At 59.0% G+C, this 15,432-nt stretch carries 14 protein-coding genes; 5 read left to right on the top strand and 9 right to left on the bottom strand.

Going from position 1 to position 15,432, the window contains the following annotated elements:
* Positions 1–31 precede the first annotated feature (31 nt).
* Positions 32–646, top strand: a complete 615-nt coding sequence (locus GBC55_RS05055; RefSeq protein ID WP_162436790.1) for a GGDEF domain-containing protein — start codon at positions 32–34, stop codon at positions 644–646.
* An 18-nt stretch (positions 647–664) separates the two neighbouring features.
* On the opposite strand, the gene GBC55_RS05060 is transcribed toward GBC55_RS05055, so the two are convergent.
* Complete coding sequence (locus GBC55_RS05060) at positions 665–1,090, bottom strand: VOC family protein (RefSeq protein ID WP_162436789.1); 426 nt, start codon at positions 1,088–1,090, stop codon at positions 665–667.
* 107 nt (positions 1,091–1,197) lie between these two features.
* Between GBC55_RS05060 and GBC55_RS05065 the strand changes: the two genes are divergently transcribed.
* Positions 1,198–2,076, top strand: a complete 879-nt coding sequence (locus GBC55_RS05065) for a LysR family transcriptional regulator (protein WP_162436788.1) — start codon at positions 1,198–1,200, stop codon at positions 2,074–2,076.
* A 161-nt stretch (positions 2,077–2,237) separates the two neighbouring features.
* On the opposite strand, the gene fabI is transcribed toward GBC55_RS05065, so the two are convergent.
* The 8 genes from fabI to gloB form a co-directional block, all read right to left on the bottom strand.
* Entirely contained in the window at positions 2,238–3,032 is a 795-nt protein-coding gene (gene fabI / locus GBC55_RS05070) for an enoyl-ACP reductase FabI (RefSeq protein ID WP_008152082.1), read from the bottom strand.
* 21 nt (positions 3,033–3,053) lie between these two features.
* Positions 3,054–4,664 carry an ABC transporter ATP-binding protein gene (locus tag GBC55_RS05075; protein WP_162436787.1) on the bottom strand — a complete coding sequence of 537 codons (1,611 nt, stop codon included), beginning with the start codon at positions 4,662–4,664 and terminating at the stop codon, positions 3,054–3,056.
* 1 nt (position 4,665) lies between these two features.
* A complete protein-coding gene (locus tag GBC55_RS05080) occupies positions 4,666–5,685 on the bottom strand; it encodes an ABC transporter permease (RefSeq protein WP_162436786.1) in 1,020 nt (339 codons plus the stop codon).
* Position 5,686: 1 nt separating this feature from the next.
* The gene (locus tag GBC55_RS05085) at positions 5,687–6,760 is read right to left on the bottom strand and encodes a microcin C ABC transporter permease YejB (protein WP_162436785.1); all 1,074 of its coding nucleotides are present in this window, start codon (positions 6,758–6,760) and stop codon (positions 5,687–5,689) included.
* Positions 6,761–6,764: 4 nt separating this feature from the next.
* Positions 6,765–8,606: an extracellular solute-binding protein gene (locus GBC55_RS05090; protein ID WP_162436784.1), complete on the bottom strand. Its 1,842-nt coding sequence runs from the start codon at positions 8,604–8,606 to the stop codon at positions 6,765–6,767.
* Positions 8,603–10,435: an extracellular solute-binding protein gene (locus tag GBC55_RS05095; protein ID WP_162436783.1), complete on the bottom strand. Its 1,833-nt coding sequence runs from the start codon at positions 10,433–10,435 to the stop codon at positions 8,603–8,605. The genes GBC55_RS05090 and GBC55_RS05095 overlap by 4 nt, the downstream gene beginning before the upstream one ends.
* 297 nt (positions 10,436–10,732) lie before the next feature.
* The gene (locus tag GBC55_RS05100) at positions 10,733–12,163 is read right to left on the bottom strand and encodes a transglycosylase SLT domain-containing protein (protein WP_162436782.1); all 1,431 of its coding nucleotides are present in this window, start codon (positions 12,161–12,163) and stop codon (positions 10,733–10,735) included.
* Between the two features lie 99 nt (positions 12,164–12,262).
* A complete protein-coding gene (gene gloB, locus GBC55_RS05105; RefSeq protein WP_162436830.1) occupies positions 12,263–13,030 on the bottom strand; it encodes a hydroxyacylglutathione hydrolase in 768 nt (255 codons plus the stop codon).
* A gap of 65 nt (positions 13,031–13,095) precedes the next feature.
* On the opposite strand from gloB, the gene GBC55_RS05110 reads away from it, so the two are divergent.
* The 3 genes from GBC55_RS05110 (at position 13,096) to dnaQ (ending at position 15,341) form a co-directional block, all read left to right on the top strand.
* Positions 13,096–13,854: a methyltransferase domain-containing protein gene (locus GBC55_RS05110; RefSeq protein WP_162436781.1), complete on the top strand. Its 759-nt coding sequence runs from the start codon at positions 13,096–13,098 to the stop codon at positions 13,852–13,854.
* 92 nt (positions 13,855–13,946) lie between these two features.
* Entirely contained in the window at positions 13,947–14,399 is a 453-nt protein-coding gene (gene rnhA, locus GBC55_RS05115) for a ribonuclease HI (protein ID WP_008028618.1), read from the top strand.
* A 183-nt stretch (positions 14,400–14,582) separates the two neighbouring features.
* Positions 14,583–15,341: a DNA polymerase III subunit epsilon gene (dnaQ, locus tag GBC55_RS05120; protein WP_162436780.1), complete on the top strand. Its 759-nt coding sequence runs from the start codon at positions 14,583–14,585 to the stop codon at positions 15,339–15,341.
* Positions 15,342–15,432 lie beyond the last annotated feature (91 nt).

The following is a 15,432-nucleotide window of genomic DNA, read 5'->3' on the forward strand; positions in this document are numbered from 1 at the left end:
CTAATGTATATACCTTCCAACGGAGTGACTGATGGTCGTTTCAGGAAAACCGGGTAAATCCGGTGCTCACACAGAGCTCTCATGCGAACGCAGTGTTCTCGAAAATGCAGTGCAAGATCGGGAACGGATGAGAGAGCTGGCACGCTCGTTCGAGCAACAGCTAACGGCGGTGCAAATGGCAAGCATGGACGAGTTGACCCTGCTGACGAACCTTCACGGGTTTCTGGTTCTGGCCCAGTTGTGGCTGGATGCCTGTCAGCAGCTGGAGAAACCGGCGACGTTGCTGCTATTCGACCTGACTTATTTCAACCAGATCAACGACGTGTACGGGCGTGGCGAGGGCGACAAAGCCCTGAAATCCTTTGCCGATGTTTTGCGTATCGCCTTTCGCGAAAGTGACGTGGTTGGACGCGTAGGCGGTGATGAGTTCGCGGTGCTGTTGGCCGGCTCGTCTGCGGTAGAAATCGCCGGTATCAGGGCGAGGGTTCAGGAAATGCTCGATGAGCGCCTTGCCACCGCGCACCCTGGTTACGACATTCGCTTCAGCATTGAACAAATCGAATTCGATCCTGCGACTCACGGCACTGTTGATGGCCTGATGGCCGCGATTGATCTTGCGCGGCACCAGGGATCGGTCCGGTTTTAAGCGTCCTGCGTCTCTCACTCATTTGGCAAACAGCTGATCGATGTCCTTGAAGGCCTTGAACTCCAGTGCGTTACCGCAAGGATCGAACAGGAACATTGTGGCCTGCTCGCCCACCAACCCCTGAAATCGGATGCCGGGCTCGATCACGAAGCGCGTGCCCAGGGATTGCAAACGCTCGGCCAGGGCCTCCCATTCCGACATCCCCAATACCACGCCGAAATGCGGCACGGGCACGTTGTGGCCGTCGACGGCATTGGTGTGGGCGGCTTCCTGGGAAGCATTCTTCGGTGCCAGATGGATCACAAGCTGATGGCCGAAGAAGTTGAAGTCGACCCAATGATCGCTGGAACGGCCTTCTTCCAGCCCGAACACGGCCGCGTAAAAATGGCGCGCGGCGGCGAGGTCGTAAACCGGGATGGCCAGGTGAAAAGGAGAAAGAGACATGCGCGGGATCTCGATAGAGTGAACGCTGAGTTTATCTCTGTGAATTGTGTTTGAAAGACGATAGTTTTTGCGCCGAGCATGAATTATTTCGATCAGTCGAGACGCCAATGTTACGAGAGCTGAAAACCTTCCTCGCTGTCGCGCGCTACGGCACCTTTGCCGCGGCGGGCATGCACATTGGCCTTACCCAGTCGGCGGTCAGCGCGCAGATTCGTAATCTTGAGCAGGCACTGGGTATTCGCCTGTTCGATCGTACGGGGCGCCAGGCACTGCTGAATGCGGCGGGGCTGCGCGCGTTGCCGATGGCCAGGGACATGCTCGACACGTTCAGCCGCATGGCGATCAGCGATGACGTGAGCGAATACCGGGGAGAGCTGAAAATCGGGGCGGTAGCGACGGCGCAAACCGGCTTGCTGCCACAGGCATTACTGCGTTTACGGCAACAGGCGCCCCAGCTGGAACCGAAACTGGTGCCTGGGGTATCGCTGAACTTGTTGAGTCAGGTGGACACGGGCGAAGTGGACCTGGCAATCCTGATCAAACCGCCGTTCGAACTGCCCAAGGAACTGTCGGCGCAGGTTATTCGACGGGAGCCTTTTGTCCTGATTGTTCCACTCGATCAGCCGGGCGATGACCCGTTGCAGTTACTGACTGACCATCCCCATGTGCGCTATGACCGGAACTCGTTCGGCGGACGCCTGGTGACGCGCTTTTTGCGTGAGCAGCGGATCGACGTGCAGAGTGCTCTTGAGCTGGATGAGCTGGAGGCCATCGTGAAAATGGTCGAGTGCGGGCTGGGCGTTTCGTTGCTGCCTCGGGCCGGGCTGTGGCTTGAGTATGGCGCTAAGGTCAGGGTGATCCCGTTGGGCGAACTGACGTTTTATCGGGAGATGGTGTTGTTGCAGCGGTACAGCCATCGTATGCAGCCGATCCAGCAATTGTTTGCGCAGTGCCTGAGAGGCGAATCAGCCACCCTGCAAGAGTGAGCCAGCTCGCGATAGTGGCTTGCCAGGCGACATACATGCTGAATGACATACCGATATTGCGAGCAGGCTCGCTCCCACAAGGGAGTTGTGTTGTCCGGTAAATTGCAGGCGTAAAAAAACCCGCCTGAAGAGGCGGGTTTTTTTCATTGGCGAGCTGAAGATTACTCTTCGAGGCTGCCCATGGCGGTGGTGTTGAAACCGCCGTCTACGTACATGATTTCGCCGCTGATGCCCGAAGCCAGGTCCGAGCACAGGAAGGCGCCGGCGTTGCCGACTTCGTCGATGGTGACGTTACGACGCAGCGGAGTTTGCGCTTCGTTGGCGGCCAGCATCTTGCGGAAGTTCTTGATGCCGGAAGCGGCGAGGGTGCGGATCGGGCCGGCCGAGACGCAGTTGACGCGGGTGCCGTCCGGGCCCAGGGAGCCGGCCAGGTAACGCACGCCAGCTTCCAGGGAAGCTTTGGCCATGCCCATGACGTTGTAGTTAGGCATCGTGCGCTCAGCGCCCAGGTACGACAGGGTCAGCAGGCTGCCGTTGCGGCCTTTCATCATTTCGCGACCGGCTTTGGCCAAGGCCACGAAGCTGTAGGCGCTGATGTCGTGAGCAATACGGAAACCTTCACGGGTGGTGGCTTCGGTGAAGTCGCCATCCAGCTGGTCGCCCGGTGCGAAGCCGACGGAGTGCACGATGCAATCCAGGCCGTCCCACTTTTTGCCCAGTTCAACGAAGACCTTGGCGATTTCTTCATCGCTGGCCACGTCGCACGGGAAGCACAGGTCCGGGTTCGAACCCCAGCTTTGTGCGAACTCTTCGACACGACCCTTGAGTTTGTCGTTCTGATAAGTGAAGGCAAGCTCAGCGCCCTCGCGATGCATGGCGGCAGCGATGCCGGATGCGATGGACAGCTTGCTGGCGACACCGACGATCAGTACGCGCTTACCGGCGAGAAAACCCATGTGTTGCTCCTCTCTTTCAGGTTATTGCGCAGTGGCTGGTGCCAGGAAAGCGGCTTCCAGCAACTGCTGTGTATACGGATGTTGGGGGGCGGCAAAGATACTTTGCGCGTCTCCCTGTTCGACCACTTGGCCATGCTTGACCACCATCAGCTGGTGGCTCAGCGCTTTGACGACAGCCAGGTCATGGCTGATAAACAGATACGTCAGGTTGTACTTGGTTTGCAGTGAACGCAGTAGCTCCACCACTTGGCGTTGCACTGTCCGGTCGAGCGCCGAGGTGGGCTCGTCCAGCAGAATCAGCGCCGGTTTTAACACTAATGCTCGGGCAATGGCGATTCTCTGCCGCTGTCCACCGGAAAATTCATGGGGGTAGCGGTTCCGGGTTTCCGGGTCCAGGCCTACCTCCTTGAGTGCTGCAATAATCGCTTGCTCCTGTTCAGCCTCGGTGCCCATCTTGTGGATCCGCAGGCCTTCGCCGATGATCTGGCTTACGCACATCCGAGGACTCAAGCTGCCGAACGGGTCCTGAAACACCACCTGCATCTCCCGCCGTAGCGGTCGAACCTGTTGCTGCGTCAGGCAGTCTAGCTGCTTGCCTTCAAAACGGATCGCGCCTTTGCTGCCGATCAACCGCAAAATCGCCAGACCCAGTGTCGACTTGCCGGAACCGCTTTCCCCCACAATTCCCAAGGTCTGGCCTTGAGGCAGGCTGAAGTTGATTCCGTCTACCGCCTTGATGTGATCGACCGTCTTTTTCAGCAAGCCTTTCTTGATCGGAAACCAGACTTTCAAGTCCTCGACCTGCAGCAATGGCGGGCCGATGACATTGGTCGCCGGCTTGCCGCTGGGCTCCGCTGCCAGCAGTTCCCGAGTGTACGGATGCTGCGGCGCGCGGAACAACTCTTCGCACGATGCCTGTTCGACGATGCAACCGCGCTGCATGACACATACTCGATGCGCAATTCTTCGCACCAGGTTCAAATCGTGACTGATCAATAGCAACGCCATGCCCAGGCGCGCTTGCAATTCCTTGAGCAATTCGAGGATTTTCAGCTGAACGGTCACGTCCAGCGCAGTGGTCGGTTCATCGGCGATCAACAGTTCCGGCTCATTGGCCAGGGCCATGGCGATCATCACGCGCTGTCGCTGCCCGCCGGACAATTCATGGGGCAACGCCTTGAGGCGCTTGTGCGGTTCGGGAATACCGACCATTTCCAGCAATTCAAGGGTTCGTTTCGTCGCGATTTTACCGATCAGGCCTTTGTGGATGCCCAGCACCTCGTTGATCTGCTTCTCGATCGAGTGCAGCGGATTGAGCGAGGTCATCGGCTCCTGGAAGATCATCGCGATCCGGTTACCGCGGATATGCCGGATGGTTTTTTCTTTCAGGCTCAGCAGGTCCTGTCCCGAATACTCGATGGTCCCGGAGGGATGCCGGGCCAGCGGGTAGGGCAGCAACCGCAGGATGGAGTGGGCCGTCACGGATTTTCCGGAGCCGCTTTCTCCCACCAGCGCCAGGGTTTCACCGCGCTTGATATCGAAACTGACACCTTCAACCACGCGCTGACAGCGCTCTCCCACGACAAATTCGACGGAGAGGTCGCGTACTTCGATCAGATTGTCCTGATTCATTTCACTTCCTCGGGTCGAAGGCATCGCGAGCGGACTCACCGATAAATACCAGCAGGCTCAGCATCAACGCCAGTACGGCAAAGGCACTCATGCCTAGCCACGGCGCTTGCAGGTTGGATTTGCCCTGTGCCACCAGCTCCCCCAGTGACGGGCTGCCAGCCGGCAAACCGAAGCCGAGGAAATCCAGTGCGGTCAAGGTGCCGATGGCGCCGGTCAGAATAAAGGGCATGAACGTCATGGTCGACACCATGGCATTGGGCAAGATGTGGCGGAACATGATCGCACCGTTCTGCATCCCCAGGGCGCGGGCGGCCCGGACGTACTCAAGGTTGCGGCCGCGCAGGAATTCGGCGCGTACCACGTCGACCAGGCTCATCCAGGAGAACAGCAGCATGATCCCCAGCAGCCACCAGAAGTTCGGCTGGACGAAGCTGGCGAGGATGATCAACAGGTACAGCACCGGCAGCCCGGACCAGATCTCCAGAAAGCGCTGACCGGCCAGGTCGACCCAACCGCCATAGAACCCCTGCAAGGCGCCGGCGATCACACCGATGATCGAGCTGAGGACGGTCAGCGTCAGGGCAAACAGCACCGAAATCCGGAAGCCGTAAATCACCCGGGCCAACACGTCGCGGCCCTGATCGTCAGTGCCCAGCAGGTTGTCGGCCGACGGCGGCGCCGGAGCTGGCACCTTCAGGTCGTAGTTGATGCTCTGGTAGCTATAGGGGATCGGCGCCCACAGCACCCAGGCGTCCTTGGCCTTGAGCAGTTCGCGGATGTAGGGACTTTTATAGTTTGCTTCCAGCGGAAATTCGCCGCCGAAGGTGGTCTCCGGGTAGCGCTTGAGCGCCGGGAAATACCAGCCGTCGTCGTAGTGCACCACCAGCGGTTTGTCGTTGGCGATGAGTTCAGCACCAAGGCTCAGGCCGAACAGCACCAGAAACAGCCAGAGTGACCACCAGCCACGCTTGTTGGCTTTGAAGAGTTCGAAACGTCGTCGATTGAGCGGGGAAAGATTCATCTCAATGCTCCCGGCTTTCGAAGTCGATGCGCGGATCGACAAAGGTGTACGTCAGGTCGCCGATCAATTTCACCACCAACCCCAACAGGGTAAAGATGAACAACGTGCCAAACACCACCGGGTAATCGCGGTTGATCGCCGCTTCAAAACTCATCAGCCCGAGACCGTCGAGCGAGAAGATGACTTCCACCAGCAACGAGCCGGTGAAGAAAATCCCGATGAACGCCGACGGGAAGCCGGCGATCACCAGCAGCATCGCGTTACGGAACACGTGACCGTAAAGCACGCGATGGTTCGTCAGGCCCTTGGCTTTGGCCGTGACCACGTATTGCTTGTTGATTTCATCGAGGAAGCTGTTCTTGGTCAGCAAGGTCATGGTCGCAAAGTTACCGATCACCAGGGCCGTCACCGGCAGCGCGAGGTGCCAGAAGTAGTCGAGAATCTTGCCGCCCATGCTCAGTTCGTCGAAGTTGTTCGAGGTCAGGCCCCTGAGCGGGAACCAGTCGAAGTAACTGCCGCCGGCGAACAATACGATCAGCAGGATGGCAAACAGGAACGCCGGAATCGCGTAGCCGACGATGATCAGCGAGCTGGTCCAGACGTCGAAATGGCTGCCGTGTCGAGTGGCCTTGGCGATCCCCAGCGGAATCGACACCAGGTACATGATCAGCGTGCTCCAGAGGCCCAGGGAAATCGACACCGGCATCTTTTCCTTGATCAGGTCGATGACCTTGGCGTCCCGGAAGAAGCTGTCGCCGAAATCCAGCGTGGCGTAGTTCTTGATCATGATCCACAAGCGTTCCGGCGCCGATTTGTCGAAGCCGTACATGTGCTCGATTTCCTTGACCAGCGCCGGGTCCAGGCCTTGGGCGCCGCGATAGGCCGAGCCGGCAACCGACACTTCCGCACCACCGCCGGCAATGCGGCTGGTGGCGCCTTCGAAGCCTTCGAGCTTGGCAATCATCTGCTCTACGGGGCCACCCGGTGCAGCCTGAATGATGACGAAGTTGATCAGTAAAATGCCGAGCAACGTCGGAATGATCAGCAGCAGTCGCCGAAAAATATACGCCAGCATCTGATTACTCCGTGCCCGCAGCGTCGGTTTGCAGTTTGGTTTCGATCTCTATCGCCGGTTTCGCGTCGGGCTTGATCCACCAGGTGTTGATGCCGACATCGTACGTGGGTGAGATTTTCGGATGGCCGATATGGTTCCAGTAAGCCACGCGCCACGTCTTGATGTGCCAGTTGGGGATCACGTAGTAGCCCCATTGCAGCACGCGGTCCAGCGCGCGGGCGTGAGCCACCAGGCTGTTGCGCGAATCGGAATTGATCAACTGCTCGACCAACTGGTCCACCACCGGGTCCTTGAGGCCCATGGAATTGCGGCTGCCGGGCTTGTCGGCGGCGGCCGACATCCAGAATTCGCGCTGTTCGTTACCCGGCGAGTTGGACTGCGGGAAGCCGCCAACGATCATGTCGAAGTCCCGGGAGCGCACGCGGTTGATGTATTGGGAGACGTCGACCCGACGGATCACCAGATCGATACCGAGGTCGCTGAGGTTGCGCTTGAATGGCAGCAGCACGCGCTCGAATTCGGTCTGGGCCAGCAGGAATTCAATGGTCACTGGCTTACCCGTGGCGTCGACCATCTTGTCGTCGACGATTCTCCAGCCGGCCTCCTGCAGCAGTTGATAGGCCTTGCGTTGCTGGGCGCGGATCATGCCGCTGGCATCAGTCACCGGGTTCTGGAACGCCTCGCTGAATACCTGGTCGGGGATCTTGCCGCGGAACGGATCGAGGATTGCCAGCTGATCGGCGTCCGGCAGGCCCGTGGCGGCCATCTCCGAATTTTCGAAGTAGCTGCGGGTGCGCGCATAAGCGCCGTTGAACAGTTGCTTGTTGGTCCATTCAAAGTCCAGCAACAGCGTCAGGGCCTGGCGCACGCGCACGTCCTGGAATACCGGGCGGCGCAGGTTGAACACGAAGCCCTGCATGCCGGTGGGGTTGCCGTTGGGGATCTGTTCCTTGATCAATCGACCTTCGGTGACCGCCGGGATGTTGTAGGCGTTGGCCCAGTTTTTCGCGGTCATCTCCAGCCAGTAATCGAACTGCCCGGCCTTAAGGGCTTCAAGGGCCACCGTGTTGTCGCGGTAGTAATCGGTGGTCATGACGTCGAAGTTATAGAAACCACGGTTGACCGGCAGGTCCTTGCCCCAGTAATCCTTGACCCGTTCATAACGCACCGAGCGTCCGGCCTTCACTTGGCTGACTTTGTAGGGACCGCTGCCCAACGGCAGTTCCAGATTGCCCTTGTTGAAATCCCGGGTGGCCCACCAATGCTTGGGCAGGACCGGCAATTGGCCGAGGATCAACGGAAGTTCGCGGTTATTGCTGTGCTTGAATTTGAACAGCACCGTCAGCGGGTCTTCGGCGACCACTTCCGCGACGTCGCTGTAGTAGCCGCGATAGAGTGGCGCACCTTCTTTGGTCAGCATGTCATAGCTGAACACCACGTCTTCGGCGCGGATCGGGTGACCGTCGTGGAATCGTGCTTCCGGGCGCAGGTAGAAACGCACCCAGCTGTTGTCCGGGGCTTTTTCGATTTTGCCGGCGACCAGGCCGTATTCGGTGAACGGTTCATCCAGCCCCTGTTTGGCCAGGGTGTCGTAGATGATGCCGATGTCTTCGGCCGGGACGCCTTTGCTGATGAACGGATTAAGGCTGTCGAAGCCGCCAAATCCCGCCTGCCGAAAAATCCCGCCTTTCGGGGCGTCCGGGTTCACGTAATCGAAATGCTTGAAGTCAGCGGGGTATTTCGGCGGCTCGTTGTACAAGGTCAGGGCGTGTTGCGGGGCGGCGCAGGCCAGTCCGGCAAACAACAGACCGCTGGCCTGCAAGAGCAAGGCACGTACGGGTTTCATCGATCCTTCTCCGAAGATTTCAGCCACCACGCGCTCAGGCCCAGGGTGTAGGGCGGCGTGGTAACAAAGGCGAACCGGTTGCGGTAGGCCAGGCGGTGATAATTGAGGTACCAGTTGGGAATGATGTAGTGCTGCCACAACAGCACCCGGTCCAGGGCTTTGCCGGCGGCTACTTGTTCGTCTCGGGTCTGGGCCGCGAGTAATTGCTCAAGCAGATGGTCGACAACGGGGTTGGCAATCCCCGCGTAGTTTTTACTGCCCTTGACCCCGACCTGGCTCGAATGGAAGTACTGCCATTGCTCCAGGCCCGGGCTCAGTGTCTGATTGAGGGTTATCAGGATCATGTCGAAATCGAACTGATCCAGGCGTTGTTTGTACTGGGCGCGATCAACCGTGCGTAGCCGGGCATCGATGCCGATGCTGGCGAGGTTTTCCACGTAGGGTTGAAGAATGCGTTCCAGGTTCGGGTTGACCAGCAGGATCTCCAGCCGCAGCGGTTGGCCGGCAGCGTTCTGCACGCGTTGGCCATTGAGTTTCCAGCCCGCTTCAGCGAGCAGGCCCAACGCCTTGCGCAAAGTGTCCCGCGGGATACCCCGGCCATCGGTCTGGGCCAGGCTGAACGGTTCGGTGAAGAGTTTTGCCGGCAACTGGTCACGGTAGGGCTTGAGCATCAACCATTCATGGCCGACCGGCAGGCCGGTGGCGGAAAACTCGCTGTTGGGGTAGTAGCTCATGGCGCGCTTGTAGGCGCCGCTGAACAACGTGCGATTGGTCCATTCGAAGTCGAACATCAGCCCCAATGCTTCGCGGACCTTGGGGTCATTGAGCGTTGCCCGACGGGTGTTCATGAACAGGCCCTGACTTTGGGTCGGGATCTGGTGCGGGATCTGTGCCTTGATCACGTCGCCCCGGGTGACGGCCGGGAAGCGGTAGCCGTTTGCCCAGTTTTTCGCCTGGTGTTCGATGTAGATGTCGAATTCACCGGCCTTGAAGGCTTCGAAGGCGACGTCGCTGTCGCGGTAGAACTCGACCTCCATGCGATCGACGTTGTATTTGCCGCGATTGACCGGCAGGTCCTTGCCCCAGTAATCCTTGACCCGCTCGAATATGAGCTGGCGCCCCGGAGTGACCGAGGTGATGCGATAAGGTCCGCTGCCCAGCGGGGGTTCGAAGGTGGTGGCCTTGAAATCACGATCTTTCCAGTAGTGCTGTGGCAGCACTGGTAACTCGCCCAGGCGCAGGATCAGCAAAGGATTGCCGGCGCGCTTGAAGACGAATCGGATGCGATGCGGGTTGAGGATGTCGACCCGCAACACTTCCTGGAGATTGGTGCGGTACTGCGGATGCCCTTCCTTGAGTAGCAGCCGGTAGGAAAACGCGACGTCGTACGCGGTGATCGGTGAGCCGTCGTGAAAGCGTGCTTCCGGGCGCAGGTTGAACACCACCCAGCTGCGGTCTTCGCTGTATTCGACCGTTTGGGCAATCAAGCCGTAACTGGAGGTTGGTTCGTCACCGGAGGGCGCGTACTGACCGGTGCCAACCATTAGCGGCTCGTTGAGCTCGTTGATGCCATATTGTGGGAAGTTCGGCGTGGAAACCGGGCTTGAGCCCTTGAAGGTGTAGGGGTTGAGCGTATCGAAGGTGCCAAACGCCATCACCCGCAACGTACCGCCTTTCGGCGCTTGCGGGTTGACCCAATCGAAGTGGGTAAATCTGGCCGGGTACTTGAGCGTGCCGAACTGCGCATAACCATGGCTTTCGCTGATCGTCGCGCTTGCGGTGGAGCTCAAGGCCAGGCTGATCAGGAGCAGGAGGAGGGGACGCTTCAAGTCAGAGATCCGATCCAGGCGGCTTGGGCTTTGTGGTCCGTACAGTAACAGCTTGTATGGACAGGAAAAAGACGGAGATTAATGACGCCTTAATTCATGCAGCGAGACCTGTAGCAGCTGGCGAAGCCTGCGTTCGGCTGCGTAGCAGTCGTGAATTGAGACAGCACGGGTTTTCGGGAAAATCGTGACGCAGGTTTGACGACTGCTTCGCAGCCGAACGCAGGCTTCGCCAGCGGCTACAGGGGATTTGCATAATGCTCTCGGGCAAAAAAAAGCCCCTGAAGTCAGGGGCTTTTTTTAATGCGGGGAGTAGACCGTCAGCATCTGTCCAGGCTTGAGGGCCTGGCCTACGCGCGGGTTCCAGCGCTTGAGGTGCTGCATTTCAACGTTGAAGCGTTTGGCCACCATGTACAACGAGTCACCTTGCTTGACCTTGTATTTCGTCTGCTGCTTCTTGCTGTTCGACGCGACTACCGTGTTGATACGTCCAGCGCTGCGTTTGGTGTTGTCCTGCATCACCAGGGTCTGGCCGGCCTTGAGGTTCTTGCCCGTCAGCTTGTTCCAGCGTTGCAGGTCTTTGACGTCGACGTTGTTGGCTTTGGCAATCGTGCCGAGGTTGTCGCCACGCTTGACCCGATAGGTGCGCTTGAGGGTCGCCACCTCACGACTGTCTACGCCTTCGAAAACCGGTTTGAGCGGCCGCTTGCTGATCAACTCGTCAGGACGCATGGTCGACAGGCTGGTCGTTAACAGCTGTGCCTTCGATGTTGGCACCAGCAGATGCTGGGGGCCATCAATGGTAGTGCGCTGTTTGAACGCCGGGTTGAGCTGGAACAGCTCGTCTTCGTCGATGTTGGCGACCGCTGCAACCTTGGACAGGTCCATGCGCTGGTTGATTTCGACAACCTGGAAGTAGGGTTCGTTGGCGATCGGGTTGAGGTTCACCCCGTAGGCTTCAGGCGAGAGCACCACTTGCGACAGTGCCAGCAACTTCGGTACATAAGCCTGGGTTTCAGCCGGCAGCGGCAGGTTCCAGTAATCGGTTGGCAGGCCCAGCTTTTCATTACGCTCGATAGCACGGCTGACCGTACCTTCGCCCGCGTTGTAAGCCGCGAGGGCCAGCAGCCAGTCGCCGTTGAACATGTCGTGCAGTTTGGTCAGGTAATCCATCGCCGCGGTGGTCGAGGCGGTGATATCACGTCGGCCATCGTAAAAACGGGTTTGACGCAGGTTGAAGTAACGCCCGGTGGAAGGGATGAATTGCCAAAGACCCACCGCGTTGGCCCGGGAATAGGCCATCGGGTTGTAGGCGCTTTCAATCACCGGCAACAGCGCCAGTTCCAGTGGCATGTTGCGTTCTTCAAGGCGTTCGACGATGTAATGAATGTAGAGGCTGCCGCGATCTCCTGCGTTTTCCAGGAAGGACGGATTACTGGCGAACCACAGGCGCTGCTGCTCGATGCGCGGGTTGACGCCCAGGCCGTCCTGCAGCTGGAAGCCTTGGCGCATGCGCTCCCAGACATCCTGCGGGATTTGCGGTACAGGTTTTTCGCTGAGCCAGATGGGCTTCTGTTTGGCTCGTGCGGCGATATTCGGGGTGTGTGCCGCTTCGGTCTGCGGCACATGGCTTGAACAGCCCGCCAGGGTGGCGGACACAGCCACCGCGATGGCTTGAGCCAGGCGGGTCAATGCGTCTGAATTGATGGCTTTACGAATAGATGACGACATTGGCTGGAAGTTAGTTCCGGGCAAAAATGTCGGGCGATTCTAGAAAGCGCACCCCCTGCGGTCAACCATTCAGAATTCTTGTACCGATGAGTAGCCCCCCTAGAACTTGTCTTTCCACGCACGCAAGGCAGCAAAAACCGCACTCGGACTGGCATTATCAGTGCCACTCCGTTCGTCCACTTTTTGTTTAACGGATGTTTCGCCGGCACGCAGGAACGGATTGGTCAGTTTTTCCAGGGCCAACGTCGAAGGCAGCGTCATGATCCCGGCTTCGCGCTGTTGAGCGACTTTTGCGAGCCGTTCGGCAGTGTCCTGATTGCCCGGTTCGACCGCCGCGGCAAAGCGTAAATTGCTCAGGGTGTATTCATGTGTGCAATACACCAGCGTATCTTCAGGCAACGCGGCGAGCCGCGTCAGCGAGGTGAACATTTGCTCCGGCGTGCCCTCGAACAGACGGCCGCAACCAGCAGCGAACAGGGTGTCGCCGCAAAACAGCAAACCATGATGATAAAAGGCGATATGCCCCAGGGTATGGCCGGGAACGGCGAAGACATCGAATTCCCAACCCAGAACGCTGACGCGGTCGTTGTCCTTGAGCGCGACGTCCCGGGCCGGGATACTTTCGCTGGCGGGGCCATATACTGTCGCGTCCGTCGCCTTTTTCAGCTGCTCGACACCACCGACGTGATCATGGTGGTGGTGCGTAATCAGAATGTCGCTCAACACCCAGCCAGGGTGTGCGGCAAGCCAGGCCTGGACGGGCGCTGCATCGCCCGGATCGACCACGGCGCAGCGTTGGGTACCGTGATCTTGTAACAACCAGATGTAGTTGTCGGTAAAGGCGGGTAGGGCACTGATCTGTATCATCGTCGAATTCGCCAAGCGGAAAACATTGGCGCATCTTAGAGCTTCCTGGCGCGTTGGAGAATGCAATGACCGATAAAGCGTTCGCACAGGCCGATCCAGACTGGCTGGAACTGATCAGCGCAGCCCGTGAATGGCTGTCCGGTCCTATCGGGCAATTCCTGCTGAATGAAGAGCGTCGCATGCTCGAGGACGAGTTGGGACGGTTCTTTGGTGGCTACCTGGTGCACTACGGGCCGTCGGCCGAGACACCGCCTTCGGCGCCGCAGGTTCAGCGCAATGTGCGGCTCGGCGCGCCGTTGCCGGGTGTCGAGATCGTTTGCGAAGAACAAGCCTGGCCACTCAGCGAACATGCAGCCGATGTCGTGGTGCTGCAGCATGGGCTGGATTTTTGCCTGTCACCCCACGGTCTGTTGCGCGAAGCGGCAAGCAGCGTGCGCCCCGGTGGCCATTTGCTGATTATCGGCATCAACCCCTGGAGTAGCTGGGGACTGCGTCATGTGTTCGCCCATGATGCCCTGAGCAAGGCACGTTGCATCTCTCCGTCGCGAGTCGGTGACTGGTTGAACCTGCTGGGCTTCGCGCTGGAGAAACGCCGCTTCGGGTGCTATCGTCCGCCGCTTGCGTCCCCGGCATGGCAGACCCGTCTGTCCGGTTGGGAACGCAAGGCCGGTGACTGGCAGCTGTCGGGCGGAGGCTTCTATTTATTAGTGGCGCGCAAGATCGTGGTAGGGCTGCGCCCTGTCCGTCAGGAGCGCCGCGAGCCGATGGGCAAGCTGATTCCACTGCCGATGGCCAAGGTCAACCGTCGCCGCATCGAACCGTAATACCCTCTTTTAATTCCCGGCCGGGTTTGCCCCGGCCTCGGGCATCGTCGATCACAGATCGGCGAGCCACCGCATTTTCTGGAAAGACTGGCATGAGCGATAGCGTAGAACTCTTCACCGACGGCGCCTGCAAGGGCAATCCTGGTCCAGGCGGCTGGGGCGCGTTGCTGGTGTGCAAGGGCGTGGAAAAAGAACTCTGGGGCGGTGAAGCCAACACCACCAACAACCGTATGGAGTTGATGGGGGCGATTCGCGGCCTCGAAGAGCTGAAGCGTTCGTGTGACGTGCTGCTGGTCACCGACTCGCAGTACGTAATGAAAGGCATCAACGAGTGGATGGACAACTGGAAAAAGCGCGGCTGGAAAACCGCCGCGAAGGAGCCGGTGAAAAACGCTGACCTGTGGAAGCTGCTGGATGAGCAGGTCAATCGCCACAACGTCACCTGGAAGTGGGTACGTGGGCACATTGGCCATCATGGAAACGAACGCGCGGATCAGTTGGCCAACCGTGGGGTCGATGAGGTTCGCGGGTACAAGCAAGCTTAAAAGCGCTGCCAATCCCCGTAGGAGCTGCCGAAGGCTGCGATCTTTTGATCTTTTTTTAAAGCGCAGATCAAAAGACCGTCCGAACGCGGCCCGAGCCTTCGGTGACCCTGTTCTCGACGAACACCGGCTGCGTGTTAAGATCGCCGCTTTTGCACGAATGACCCCGTTGAGAGCTGAGCACTGATGGCCACCAGATCCGTTGTACTCGATACCGAAACCACCGGCATGCCGGTGACCGACGGCCACCGGATTATCGAAATCGGTTGTGTCGAGTTGATTGGTCGGCGCCTGACGGGCCGGCATTTCCACGTTTACCTGCAGCCAGACCGTGAAAGTGACGAAGGCGCGATCGGCGTCCATGGCATCACCAACGAATTCCTGGTGGGCAAGCCGCGCTTCAATGAAGTGGCCGAAGAATTCTACGAGTTCATCAAAGGCGCTCAGCTGATCATCCATAACGCGGCGTTCGACGTTGGCTTCATCAACAACGAATTTGCCCTGATGGGTCAGCACGATCGCGCTGACATCACGCAACACTGTTCGATCCTCGACACCTTGATGATGGCCCGGGAACGTCACCCTGGGCAGCGCAACAGCCTGGATGCCTTGTGCAAACGTTATGGCGTCGACAACTCCGGCCGTGAACTGCACGGCGCCTTGCTCGACTCCGAGATTCTCGCCGACGTTTACCTGACCATGACCGGTGGCCAGACCAGCCTTTCGCTGGCGGGCAATGCCTCCGATGGCAACGGTTCCGGCGAAGGGGCGGACAACTCGGCCACCGAAATTCGACGCTTGCCGGCTGATCGCCAGCCAACACGGATTATCCGCGCCAGCGAGGATGACCTGTCCCAACACCTGGCGCGGCTTGAAGCGGTTGCCAAGGCGGCTGGTGCGGCATCGCTGTGGCAGCAGCTGGCGGATGCCAAGGCGCAGGCCTGATTCTCTGTAGCAGCTGCTGCAAGGGTGCGTACTTGCACCATCAGGCGTCGTCATTGACCTGCATTGGGGCATCCACACTCGCCACATTCGC

The sequence above is a fragment of the Pseudomonas sp. TNT3 genome, assembly GCF_010095445.2.
Classification (GTDB): domain Bacteria; phylum Pseudomonadota; class Gammaproteobacteria; order Pseudomonadales; family Pseudomonadaceae; genus Aquipseudomonas.